We start from the raw sequence: 12219 nt of genomic DNA on the forward strand, positions 1-12219 counted from the left end.
TCCGCCTCCGGCGCACGAGTCGCTGGAGGCGGAGTGTTCGCTATAGGGGGATATGGGGAGTTGGGGTGGTACGGCCGCATGGTCCGTGTGGCCGCGCCCGGTCGGTCCGGCCGGCTGCGCTGTCATCGTCAGACGGCGGCCTTCTTCAGCCGGCGCCGCTCGCGCTCGGACAGGCCGCCCCAAATGCCGAAGCGCTCGTCATTGGCGAGCGCGTACTCAAGGCATTCGGACCGGACTTCGCAGGCGAGACAGACCTTCTTGGCCTCGCGGGTGGAGCCACCCTTCTCCGGGAAGAAGGACTCGGGGTCGGTCTGGGCGCACAGTGCGCGCTCCTGCCAGCCGAGCTCCTCATCCGCCTCCTCGACCAGCAATTCCTGGAACAGCTCGGTCATGTGCGCCCCTCGTCTGTCTTTACGTCCCCGTGATCAAGCCGTGATCGATTTCGGCTGAACGACACGAGTGAAATTACAAGTGTGGTGATCCGGGCCAGTCAAGCCGAGATCTGCTATTGGGCCTCTTATTCACTCGGCGGAACCAAGCGTATGCGGAAAGTGTTCATATCAGTAAAAACCAGGACACTTCCCAGGGCGTGCCACCCGGCACATCCTCACTGCTCACCAAGACGCGATCAGGCGGCATCAACGTTGCACCCCGCGCGCCGAAGCGGGGGAGATCACAGACGGATCACGGGACCGCAACGGCGTTTGAAGGTGCGGTTGCCGGTCGATGTCTCCGTGCCAACGACTGCACAAACCTTTCTCCGGGCGGAGTAACCGGATGAGGTGAAAGATTTACGGCAAACCAGTCATCCAGTTGACATCGCCGCGCGAACCCGGTCTCCTTGACCCCATGCCAGTGACCCCCGCGCTCCGACTGACCCGTGCCTACGGGTCGCTCTGCGCTGCGCAGGCTCGCTGTCGCTGTTCCAGCTGTTGAAGCCACTGAGCTCCAGCCTTTTCGCTCGCACCACCCCCGCAGCGCTTCTGCTCCGCGTCGCCGCGCCGCGCCCCCCACAGGGAGAGCCCGCGCCGTGCCGCACCCCTCCCCCAGCACTTTTGCCGAGGAACCCGAAACCCCATGAACAGCGACGTCCAGATCGCCGGCGACCCGCTCGCCATCCCCCACCTGCTGCCGCCCGTCCCCGCCCACCCGGCCACCGTCGCCGGCTTCGCGGGGCTGGCCCGCTCGCTCGCCGCCGACCGCGCCGCCTGGGCCCCGCTCGTCCGGTACGACACCACGACCCGCTGGTACCACCGGCTGCGCACCGGCCCCGGCTACGAGGTGTGGCTGCTGAGCTGGGTGCCGGGGCAGGGCAGCGGCCGGCACGACCACGGGGCGTCCTCCGGTGTGCTGACCGTCCTGGAAGGCGAGTTGACCGAGCACACCGGGACCGGGCCCCGTACGCTCACGGCCGGCTCCCAGCGGGTGTTCGCCCCCGGTTACGTCCACGAGGTCGTCAACGACGCCCTGGCGCCCGCGGTCAGCCTGCACGTCTACTTCCCGGGCCTGACCAATATGCCGATGCACCCCAGCCAGACCACGGTCTCCGGGGGCGCGGCCGCCCCGTCCGAGGTACTGGCCCCCTGACACCGGGTCGCGCGCCCCTGCCATGCTGGGGCCATGCGAATCGTGGTTCTGGCCGGCGGTATCGGCGGCGCCCGCTTTCTGCGGGGACTGAAGGCAGCGGCTCCGGACGCGGACCTCACCGTCATCGGCAACACCGGCGACGACATCCATCTGTTCGGGCTCAAGGTGTGTCCCGACCTCGACACCGTGATGTACACGCTCGGCGGCGGCATCAATGAGGAGCAGGGCTGGGGCCGGACCGACGAAACCTTCCGGGTGAAGGAGGAGTTGGCCGCCTACGGCGTCGGCCCCGAGTGGTTCGGGCTCGGTGACCGGGACTTCGCCACCCACATCGTGCGGACCCAGATGCTGGGCGCCGGATATCCGCTCAGCGCCGTCACCGAGGCGCTGTGCGCGCGCTGGAAGCCCGGCGTCCGGCTGCTGCCGATGTCCGACGACCGGGTCGAGACCCATGTCGCGATCGACGAAGACGGCGAGCGCAAGGCGGTCCATTTCCAGGAGTACTGGGTGCGGCTGCGCGCCTCGGTGCCGGCGCATGCCGTGGTACCGGTCGGCGCGGACCAGGCCAAGCCCGCTCCGGGCGTGCTGGAGGCCATCGCCGAGGCGGACGTGGTGCTGTTCCCGCCGTCCAACCCGGTGGTCAGCATCGGGACGATCCTGGCGGTGCCGGGCATCCGTGAGGCCATCGCGGACGCCGGGGTACCGGTGGTCGGTCTCTCGCCGATCGTCGGTGACGCCCCCGTGCGCGGGATGGCCGACAAGGTGCTGGCGGCGGTGGGTGTGGAGGCGACCGCCTCGGCCGTCGCCCGCCACTACGGCTCCGGGCTGCTGGACGGCTGGCTGGTCGACTCCGTCGACGCGGACGCCGTGGCGGAGGTCGAGGCGGCCGGGATCCGCTGCCGGGCCGTGCCCCTGATGATGACGGACCTGGACGCGACGACCGCGATGGTGCGCGAGGCGCTGGCCATGGCCGAGGAGGTCCGGGCGTGAACGACGCCGCCCAGGTGCCCGCGTACCGGGTGTGGGCGCTGCCGGGGGTGCCCGAGGTGCGGCCGGGCGATGACCTCGTCAAGCTGATCGTCGCGGCGGCGACCGCCGACGGCCTGCCTCAACTCGCCGACGGCGACGTGCTGTTGGTGACATCGAAGATCGTCAGCAAGGCCGAGGGCCGGGTGGTCGAGGCCACCGACCGCGAGGCGGCGATCGACCGGGAGACGGTGCGGGTGGTGGCCCGGCGCGGCCCGCTGCGGATCGTGCAGAACCGGCAGGGCCTGGTGATGGCCGCGGCCGGCGTCGACGCCTCCAACACCCCTTCGGGGACGGTGCTGTTGCTGCCGGAGGACCCGGACGCCTCGGCGCGCGCCCTGCGGGCGGGCCTGCGCACCGCGCTCGGCGTCGATGTCGGCGTCGTCATCAGCGACACCTTCGGGCGGCCGTGGCGCAACGGCCTCACCGATGTCGCCATCGGGGCGGCCGGGGTGCGGGTGCTGGACGATCTGCGCGGCGGGACGGATGCGTACGGCAATCCGCTCAGCGCGACGGTGGTGGCCACCGCCGACGAACTGGCCGCCGCGGGCGATTTGGTGAAGGGCAAGGCCGCCGGGCTGCCGGTCGCGGTGGTGCGCGGCCTGTCCCATGTCGTCGAGGAGGCGGGCGAGGGCGCCGGGGCGCGCGCGATGGTGCGCGGCGCCGAGGACGACATGTTCCGGCTGGGCACTTCGGAGGCCGTCCGTGAAGCGGTGACGACGCGGCGTACGGTCCGCGCCTTCACGGGGGAGCCGGTCGACCCGGGGGCGGTCCGGCGCGCGGTGGCGGCGGCGCTCACGGCGCCGGCGCCGCATCACACCACGCCGTGGCGGTTCGTCCTCCTGGAGTCGCCGCAGACGCGGGCGCGGCTGCTGGACGCGATGCGGGACGCCTGGATCGCGGATCTGCGCGGCGACGGCAAGTCGGAGGAGTCCATCGCCAAGCGGGTGCGGCGCGGCGAGGTGCTGCGCAGCGCGCCGTATCTGGCGGTGCCGTGCATGGTGCTGGACGGGTCGCACGACTACCCCGACGCGCGGCGGAGCGCTGCGGAGCGGGAGATGTTCGTCGTGGCCCACGGCGCGGGGATCCAGAACTTCCTGGTCGCGCTGGCGGGCGAACGTCTGGGCTCCGCCTGGATCTCGTCGACGATGTTCTGCCGGGACGTGGTCCGCGACGTGCTCGGGCTTCCCGCGGACTGGGAGCCGATGGGGGCGGTGGCCGTCGGGCACCCGGCGGCGGCACCCGCGCCACGTCCGGCGCGGGACGCCGACGACTTCGTCATCGTGCGCTGATCCGTCGTCGTGCGCTGATCCGTCTCGTGTGCGAATCCGTGAGCGTGATCCGTGAGCGTGTGCTGATCCGTCGTCGCGCACTGATCCGTCGTCGTGCGCCGGACCGCGCCGTCGCTCCGGGTCAGAGCCGGGCGATGTCCCCCACGGGGAACCGCGGGGCGCGGCGCGGCGGGACACGGCCGGACAGCAGGATCAGCCTGGCCGCGCGGTGCCGCTGGCCCTCGTAGGGGGCGAGGAGTTCGAGCATCTCCTCGTCGGTGGTGCCGCGGCGGCCGGTGAGGGCATAGCCGATGATCTTCGGCAGATGGAGATCGCCGACCGTGATCGCGTCCGGCGCGCCGAGAGTGCGCTGAAGGGTCTCGGCGGCCGTCCACGGGCCGATGCCCGGTATCGCCGTCAGCCGGCGGGTGGCGTCCGCGAGATCCATCCGTGCGGCCTCCTCCATCCGGCGGGCGGCCCGCACCGCGCGCAGGATCGTGGACGAGCGCTTGGCGTCGACGCCCGCGCGGTGCCACTCCCAGGAGGGGACCAGCGCCCAGCCGCGCGGGTCCGGCATCACCCGCATCCGCTCCCAGGGGCCGGGGGCGGGCTCGCCGTGCCGCTGGAGCAGGAGGCGCCAGGCGCGGTAGGCCTCGTCGCTGGTGACCTTCTGCTCCAGGACCGAAGGGATCAGCGACTCCAGGACCAGGCCGGTCCTCGCCAGCCGGACGCCGGGGTGACGGCGGCGCGCCTCATGGACGATGCGGTGCCGGGCGGTCAGCTGCGCCGGGTCGTCGGACTCCCCCAGCAGGTCGGGAAGGTGTGCCAGCAGCCAGTCGGCGCCCGGTCCCCAGGCCTCCGCCTCAACGCTGCCGGTGGCCGGGCGGGCCGCGACGCGCAGCGTGCCGGGGCCCTGGGGCGTACGGCAGGCCCGCCACAGTTCGCCGCCGCGCACCGCGAACGCGGGGTCGCCGGGACCCCGCTGGAGCACACCAAGGGTGCGGTGCAGGTCGAACGGGCCGGGCGGCAGCCAGGTACGGGCGGGCATGCGGCCAGGTTAGGCGATGCGGCCGGGGCGGGCCGGGCCCTGTGGACAAGCACGGTCACGGCCCCGGTGACCGGCCTACTGGTCGGAGGAGAAGCGCACCGACCCGGCCGGGATGTCGGCGTCGCACCAGATGCGGATGCCGCCGCGCAGCTCGTTGTCGGCGCCGATCCGCGCGCCGTCGCCGATGACCGCACCGTCCAGGACCGTACGGGCCCCGATGCGCGCGCCGGCGCCGATCAGCGAGTCACGGATCTGGGCGCCCTCCTCGATGACCGCGCCTTCGAGGACGGCGCTGCCGTCGATCCGGGCGCCGGAGCCGATGACGGTGCGCGCTCCGGCGACGGTGCCGCCGGTGAGCTTGGCGTCGGGGGCGACCTCGGCGGTCTCCAGGACCAGGCGGTCACCGCGGCGGCCGGGCACCGCCGGGGACGGGGCGCGGCCCAGGACCAGGTCGGCGGAGCCGCGGACGAAGGCCTGCGGGGTGCCGAGGTCGAGCCAGTACGTGGAGTCGACCATGCCCTGGAGGTGGGCGCCGTCGGCGAGCAGGCCGGGGAAGGTCTCGCGTTCGACGGAGACCGGGCGGCCGGCCGGGATGGTGTCGATGACGGACCGGTTGAAGACGTAGGCGCCGGCGTTGATCTGGTCGGTGACGATCTCCTCGGGGGTCTGCGGCTTCTCCAGGAAGGCGGTGACCCGGCCGGTGTCGTCGGTGGGTACGAGGCCGAAGGCGCGCGGGTCCTCGACCCGGGTGAGGTGCAGGGAGACATCGGCACCGGAGGTGCGGTGGGTACCGACGAGGGCCGCGATGTCCAGACCGGTGAGGATGTCGCCGTTGAAGATCAGTACCGGGTCGTCGGGGCCGGAGTGCAGCCGGGAGGCGACATTGCGGATGGCGCCGCCGGTGCCCAGCGGCTCGTGCTCGGTGACGTACTCCAGGTGCAGGCCCAGCGCCGATCCGTCGCCGAAGTACGGCTCGAAGACCTCGGCGAGGTAGGAGGTGGCGAGGACGATGTGCTCGACGCCCGCGGCCCGCGCGCGGGCCAGCTGATGGGTGAGGAACGGCACGCCGGCCGCCGGGACCATGGGCTTGGGCGTATGCACCGTCAGCGGACGCAGCCGCGTGCCCTTGCCGCCGACCAGGAGGATCGCTTCAGTCACTGTGTCCTCTGTTCGCTTCTCCGCCCGCTGGACCCCTCCTGCCCGATGGCGGGCAAGGAGGGAGCAGCGGTGCGGCTCTCGTCGTCGACCACAGCCCGGCGGCTGCACGTACGACGCTCACGGTGTCCTCTGTTCGCTTCTCCGCCCGCGCAGCGCAGCGGTGCGGCTCTCGTCGTCGACCACAGCCCGGCGGCTGCACGTGCGACGCTCACGGTGTCTTCTCTGCTTCCTGCTGGGTCGGCCGATCGGCGGACCAGTGTAGGCAGACGGGCTGGCAGGCGCCCTCAGCGGTGGGGGGTGCCCCGCGCCGTTCGGATCACGGGGCCGCGCGGGCCGGGAGCGCAAACGTCGTGGTCGCTAAGACGTGTCGACGGCCGGAACGGTTCAGTGGTCCCTGCAACATGCACCGTGCCGGACGCCCGCAAACCCGGGTGCTGCCGCCCGGCGTGACGGAGCAGGTCAGCGGCCCTGAAGGCCGGCCGCGGCGATGCGGGTGGCGGCGAGCTTGTTGTAGAGGTGGAGGCCGGGGCAGTCGGTGGTGAAGCCGTCCCGGTGGCCGGAGATGACGTGCAGCGGGACCTTGGCGCCCTTGGGGAAGCGGTTTCCGCCGGCGGAGAGCAGCTTCGTCATGGTGCGCGGATCGACGCCGTAGAGACCGAGCTTCCAGGCCGTCAGACGGGCGATGGCGTCGATGGCGGGCCGGGGCGGTTCGGTGTCGGTGAAGGCGCCGAGGACGGCGATGCCGGTGCTGTCGGAGTTGAAGCCGAGGGTGTGGGCGCCCATGACGGGCTTGGCGACGCCGCCCGCCCGGCCCTCGTAGACCGTTCCGCACTTGTCGATGAGGAAGTTGTAGCCGATGTCCCGCCAGTGGTTGCTCATGACGTGGAAGCGGTACATGGCGCGGATCAGCGCAGGGGCCTCTTCGCAGGAGTAGTTGTTGCCGGAGCCGCTGTGGTGGACGAAGGCGGCGCGGACGGTGCGGGTGTAGGTGAACGCCTTTTCGCGCAGATGCTCGTCGGCGCCCCAGCCGGCCCGGGTGACGATGCGGGGACGCGGTCCGATGGCGGGGTGGGCGGAGGGCGCCCCGCCCGCCGCGGCGATGTCGGCCTCGGAGGCGGCCTGGTCGAGGGCCGGGATCTCGGTGGCGCCGAGCGGGGCGAGCCCGTCGTTGGCGGCGGAGGCCGCGACGGCTTCGGCGCTGACCGGGGCCGGGGGGTCGGCGTGCGCACCGCGGACGGAGCGCGGTTTCCTGCCGGGGTCGACGAGTTCCAGCCGTAGCCCGGCCGGGACGGTGGCCGGTGCGCGGTCGTGGGTCTCGGGGGTGATGCGCAGTTGGACGGCGTCGGAGTCGCCCACCCACAACGGAGCGGTGCTGCCCCGTACGCCGCTGCCGTGCCGCTCGGCGGAGCCGAGGTCGGGAGCGTCGTCGTTGTGGACCTGGACGTCCTGCCAGTCGGACCAGTGGCCGCCGGTGGCACGGGTGCGGACCTGGACCCGGCCCCGCAGCTCGGCGGCGGCGTCGTCCCAGACGATCCCGAGCAGGGAGAACGGCCGTACGGTGCGGGCCGGCAGCCCCAGCGTCCCGGGGGTGGGCACCGTGGTGGTGTCGCGGTCGGTGGTGTGCGGGCCGGGTGCGCCGAGCGTCGCCACCGGCAGGGACTGGGTGCTGCCCGGCAGATCACCGGTTCTCGTGGCGTCCGGCGCGGCGGCCGGGGCGGGGGCGGCGCTCGCACCGGCCGTCGGGGTGAGGGAGAGGGCAAGGGCGGCGGTGCACACGGCGCCGAGGCAGGTCACGAGGAAGGGGCGCATGGACAAAATCCTGGACATGGGCGGACCGAACGCGCCAACGGTGGCCTGACGGCGCATCGGCCGATCCGGTGGCCGGGAGCTGCTGTGCCCGGCCCGCCGCCGGCCGCCGCCGCGCGTACCCTGGCCGCGATGAACGCCACCGATCGCACCCCCGCCGACCTGCTGAGTTCCGCGCTCGCCGCGGACCCGGCCCGCCCGCTGGTGACCTTCTACGACGACGCCACCGGCGAGCGCGTGGAACTGTCCGTCGCGACCTTCGCCAATTGGGTGGCCAAGACCGCCAACTACCTCCAGGGCGATCTGGCCGCCGAGCCCGGCGACCGGCTCGCGCTGCTGCTGCCCGCGCACTGGCAGACCGCCGTCTGGCTGCTGGCCTGCTCGTCGGTGGGCGTGGTCGCGGAGGTGGACGGCGATCCGGCCGCCGCCGATCTCGTCGTCGCCGGGCCGGACCGGCTCGATGCGGGGCGCGGCTGCTCCGGGGAGCGGGTGGCGCTGGCGCTGCGCCCGCTGGGCGGCCGTTTCCCGCAGCCCCCGGAGGGTTTCGCGGACTACGCCGTCGAGGTGCCGGGCCAGGGCGACCGGTTCGCGCCGTTCGCACCGGTGGACCCGGCGGCCGCGGCCCTGGTCGTCGGCGGCGAGGAGCTGACCGGTGCCGGGATCGTGGCCCGCGCGCTGGCCGACGCGGACGCGGCCGGGCTGCCCGAGGCGCCCCGGGTGCTGTCGGGGCTGCCGTACGACACCTGGCAGGGCCTGTCGTACGGGCTGTACGCGCCGCTGGTGACCGGCGGTTCCGTGGTGCTGTGCCGCCACCTGGACCAGCTGGACGCACCGGCCACGGCCACCCGCGAGAGCAGCGAGAAGATCACGTTCAGGGCGCCGCTGCCGCACTGAGCGGCGCTCCCCCGTCCGGCGGACCGGTGGCGCCCGCGGCGGGCCGGTTCGCCCTTTTCGGTCCATGATCTTGAGTACGTACAACCCTGCGCGGGTTTCGTCCGTCTCTTGTTCCGTCCGAGCCCGTGTGCGGGCGCGACGCCGACTCCGTGAGGGATGGACGCACAGGTGACCGAGACCCCCGAACCCCCCAGGTTCGCCGGCTGGGGCGAGCGCCCCGCCCGGGGGCTGGGGCCGGGCCGGCCGGGACCGCCGCGCATTCCGCCCCACCGGTGGGGCCGGCGGCGCTGGGCCGCGCTGGGGATCGCCGGTTTCCTGCTGGGCGGGGCCGGTACCGGCTGGGCGGTGTACGCCAAGCTCAACGGCAATATCCACACCGACAGCGCCACCGAGAGGGAGCTGCGGAAGTGGGAGTCCGAGCGGCCCCCCGCGGGCCCGCCGAACGCCGAGAACGTGCTGCTGCTCGGCTCCGACAGCCGTACGGGCGACAACGGCCGGTACGGCCGCAGCAACGGCGAGCGCTCGGACACCACGATGCTGCTGCACCTCGCGGCGGACCGGAAGAGCGCCACCGCGGTGAGCATCCCGCGCGATCTGGTGGTGACCGTTCCGCACTGCAAGAACCCGGACGCCACGGAGACCGAACCGCGGACAGCCCGGTTCAACGAGGCGTTCGCGCTCGGCGGCGCGGCCTGCACGATCCGGACGGTCGAGAAGCTGACCGGTATCCGTGTCGACCACTACCTGATCATCGACTTCGTCGGCTTCAAGAAGATGGTGGACGCGGTGGACGGCGTCGAGATCTGTCTGACCCGGCCCGTCCACGACCGCGAGGCGGAGCTCTCCCTGCCCGCGGGCCGGCAGACGCTGCACGGCGAGGCCGCGCTCGGATTCGTACGGGCCCGTAAGAGCCTGGGCAACGGCAGCGACACCCAGCGCATGCAGCGGCAACAAGACTTTCTTGGCGCTCTCGTGAAGAAAGTGCAGAGTAATGGTGTCCTGCTCAATCCGACCCGGCTGTATCCGGTGCTGGATGCCGCGACCAGTTCACTGACCACGGACGCCGCGCTGGCTTCCTTGAAGGGGCTGTACGAATTGGTGCGCAGTACCCGCAGCATTCCCACCGGCCGGGTCCAGTTCATGACCGTGCCGCGCCGGGAGTACCGCTACGACCCCAACCGCGATGAGCTGCTCCAGCCGGACGCCGGCCGGCTCTTCGGGCAGCTGCACGGGGATCTTCCGGTGACGGTGAAGCCTCCGCCCGACGCCCGGGAGAAGCCGGTCCGCACGGGAGGCGGATCGCCGGCCGGCCGGGCGACCGGGCCGCCCTCGCCGTCGCCGAGTTCGAGCCCCGCCTTTCCCGGAACGACGGCGGAACACGGGATCTGCGAATAAAGATGCCGCAAAGTACAGCCGGTGACTCGAATGGATTGGGCGGATTGCCCAGTTGTAGGCAAGTGGAATTTGTCACGAGCGTCGCGGGGCGCTGAACTGGGCGGATAGTGTGAGCGATCCGGTCGCAGGACCAGCTGACCGATGAACCATGCAATGCACGATCGACCGACCGAGCGCCTTGAGGGGATGGCGCCGCGTGGCACCGACGGAGGACTCAAGGCACCGTGGACGCGCAAGGCCGTGGGCGGGCGGGCGACAACAATGTCGATCCCGCCGATCAGTGGGTGTTCGACCCGAACACCGGCAACTACGAGCTGCGGCTTGACCATGCAGGTCAAGCCCCCGCTCGCCCCGCCGACCGCAAGACGGCCGGCTCCAGACGCGCCGCGGGCAAGTCCGGCGGCGACACCGACACCCGGCCGCTGCCGACCCAGCGTGCGCGCGGGGACGAGAGTGCCGACGCCGACGAGCGCCCGGGCGGCGGCCGGGCATCGCGCCGGGCGGCCGGCAGCCGTGCGGCGGCAGCGGCGGCGGCTCCGGCCAGCCGTCGTAAGCGCAAGCCGAAGAAGTCCGGCAAGCAGAAGGTGCTGTACTGGACGGCCGGTGTGGTGGGCTTCGTCCTCGTCGCCGGCTGCGGTGGCGCGTTCTACCTCTACCAGCAGCTGAACGGGAACATCTCCAAGGTCGACGTCGGCGTGGAGAACGACGCGGTCTCCGACGGCCCGGTCAACGTCCTCATCATCGGCACGGACGCCCGCTCCGGGAAGGGCAACTCCGGCTACGGCGACGCCGGCAGCGTGGGCCACGCGGACACCACGATCCTGATGCACATCTCCAAGGACCGGTCGAACGCCACCGCGCTGAGCATCCCGCGCGACATGATCACCGACATCCCGAACTGCCCGACGAAGCAGAAGGACGGTTCGACGAAGAACATCCCCGGCGAGCGCGGGGTGCGCTTCAACACCAGCCTGGGCCAGGAGGGCCGGGACCCCGGCTGCACCTGGCGCACCGTCGAGAAGCTGACCGGCCTGAAGATAAACCACTTCATGATGGCCGACTTCAATGCGGTCAAGTCGCTGTCCACCGCGGTCGACGGCGTCGAGGTGTGTGCGGGCAAGGACCTCAACGACCCCAAGTCGCACCTGAAGTTGAAGGCCGGCCGGCACATCGTCAAGGGCGAGCAGGCACTGGCCTTCGTCCGTACCCGGCACGCCATCGGCTTCGGCAGCGACCTCGACCGGATCAAGATGCAGCAGCAGTTCCTCAGCTCGCTGATCCGCAAGCTGAAGTCCAGCGCCTTCAGCAGCCCCGGCAAGCTCTACGACGTCAGCCAGGCGGCCACCAAGGCACTCACCGTCGACACCGGTATCGGCAGCGCGAACAAGCTGCTGGACTTTGGTACCGACCTCAAGAAGGTCGACATCGACAAGGTCACCTTCGCCACGGTGCCGGTGCTGGACAACCCCGACGACCCGGCCACCGTCATTCTCAACAAGACCGCGGCGGACCCGCTGTTCGCGATGGTGCGAGCGGACCACGCGCTGGCCAAGGGCAAGAAGGGCAAGGGCAAGAAGTCCGCTCCGGCGAAGAAGGCTCCGCCCGAGCAGGTGCGGGTCGACGTCACCAACGGCGGCGGGCCGATCGGCTCGGCCCAGGAGACCGTGGACTGGCTCCAGAACACCAAGGCCGCCAAGCTCTCCACCAACGCCGGCAACGCGCCGGCGAAGCTGGCCGCCACCCGCCTCGAATACGCGCCCAACCAGGCCGACCAGGCCGCCACCCTGGCCGACTGGATGGGGCTGCCCAAGAGCGCGCTGAAGAAGTCCTCGCAGAACACCGGTGACCGCGTACCGATGAAGCTCACCCTCGGCAAGGACTTCAAGGCACCGGGCTCGCCGATCGAGGCGCCGACCGAAACCCCGGACGGGGTGCAGAACGTCAATGCAGATGACAAGAACGTCTGCGCGAAGTGACCTGAGCGGGATCCGGCCGCCCCGCGGAGGCGCCGAGCGCACCACCGGACCGAAAACG

General features: G+C 71.9%; 10 protein-coding genes. 6 read left to right on the top strand and 4 right to left on the bottom strand.

The features are described from left to right. Positions 1 to 128: 128 nt before the first annotated feature. Positions 129 to 392 (bottom strand): WhiB family transcriptional regulator, encoded by a 264-nt coding sequence (locus K7C20_RS14495; RefSeq protein WP_003983763.1) that lies wholly within the window; start codon positions 390 to 392, stop codon positions 129 to 131. A gap of 685 nt (positions 393 to 1077) precedes the next feature. Here K7C20_RS14495 and K7C20_RS14500 point away from each other — a divergent pair. From K7C20_RS14500 to K7C20_RS14510, 3 genes are read left to right on the top strand one after another with little or no spacing between them, the layout of a single operon-like run. Next, complete coding sequence (locus K7C20_RS14500) at positions 1078 to 1587, top strand: cysteine dioxygenase (RefSeq protein ID WP_030083583.1); 510 nt, start codon at positions 1078 to 1080, stop codon at positions 1585 to 1587. A 33-nt stretch (positions 1588 to 1620) separates the two neighbouring features. Then, a complete protein-coding gene (cofD, locus tag K7C20_RS14505) occupies positions 1621 to 2577 on the top strand; it encodes a 2-phospho-L-lactate transferase (RefSeq protein ID WP_053209720.1) in 957 nt (318 codons plus the stop codon). Continuing rightward, entirely contained in the window at positions 2574 to 3905 is a 1332-nt protein-coding gene (locus K7C20_RS14510; RefSeq protein ID WP_030083581.1) for a coenzyme F420-0:L-glutamate ligase, read from the top strand. The genes cofD and K7C20_RS14510 overlap by 4 nt, the downstream gene beginning before the upstream one ends. Positions 3906 to 4026: 121 nt before the next feature. Here the strand turns inward: K7C20_RS14510 and K7C20_RS14515 are convergent, their stop codons facing one another. From K7C20_RS14515 to K7C20_RS14525, 3 genes are all read right to left on the bottom strand, one after another. After that, on the bottom strand, positions 4027 to 4932 hold the full coding sequence (locus K7C20_RS14515; RefSeq protein WP_053209719.1) for a DNA-3-methyladenine glycosylase family protein: 906 nt from the start codon (positions 4930 to 4932) through the stop codon (positions 4027 to 4029). A gap of 75 nt (positions 4933 to 5007) precedes the next feature. Next, positions 5008 to 6090: a mannose-1-phosphate guanylyltransferase gene (gene manB / locus K7C20_RS14520; RefSeq protein ID WP_030083576.1), complete on the bottom strand. Its 1083-nt coding sequence runs from the start codon at positions 6088 to 6090 to the stop codon at positions 5008 to 5010. A gap of 459 nt (positions 6091 to 6549) precedes the next feature. Further along, positions 6550 to 7917, bottom strand: coding sequence for a peptidoglycan recognition protein family protein (locus K7C20_RS14525; protein ID WP_245171547.1), 1368 nt, complete (start codon positions 7915 to 7917; stop codon positions 6550 to 6552). Between the two features lie 111 nt (positions 7918 to 8028). Here K7C20_RS14525 and K7C20_RS14530 point away from each other — a divergent pair, with 111 nt between their 5' ends. From K7C20_RS14530 to K7C20_RS14540, 3 genes are all read left to right on the top strand, one after another. Beyond that, on the top strand, positions 8029 to 8790 hold the full coding sequence (locus K7C20_RS14530) for a TIGR03089 family protein (protein WP_053209726.1): 762 nt from the start codon (positions 8029 to 8031) through the stop codon (positions 8788 to 8790). A 168-nt stretch (positions 8791 to 8958) separates the two neighbouring features. Next, entirely contained in the window at positions 8959 to 10185 is a 1227-nt protein-coding gene (locus K7C20_RS14535) for an LCP family protein (RefSeq protein WP_245171546.1), read from the top strand. A 224-nt stretch (positions 10186 to 10409) separates the two neighbouring features. After that, the gene (locus K7C20_RS14540; protein ID WP_053209718.1) at positions 10410 to 12161 is read left to right on the top strand and encodes an LCP family protein; all 1752 of its coding nucleotides are present in this window, start codon (positions 10410 to 10412) and stop codon (positions 12159 to 12161) included. Positions 12162 to 12219 lie beyond the last annotated feature (58 nt).

Source organism: Streptomyces decoyicus (assembly GCF_019880305.1).
Lineage (GTDB): Bacteria > Actinomycetota > Actinomycetes > Streptomycetales > Streptomycetaceae > Streptomyces > Streptomyces decoyicus.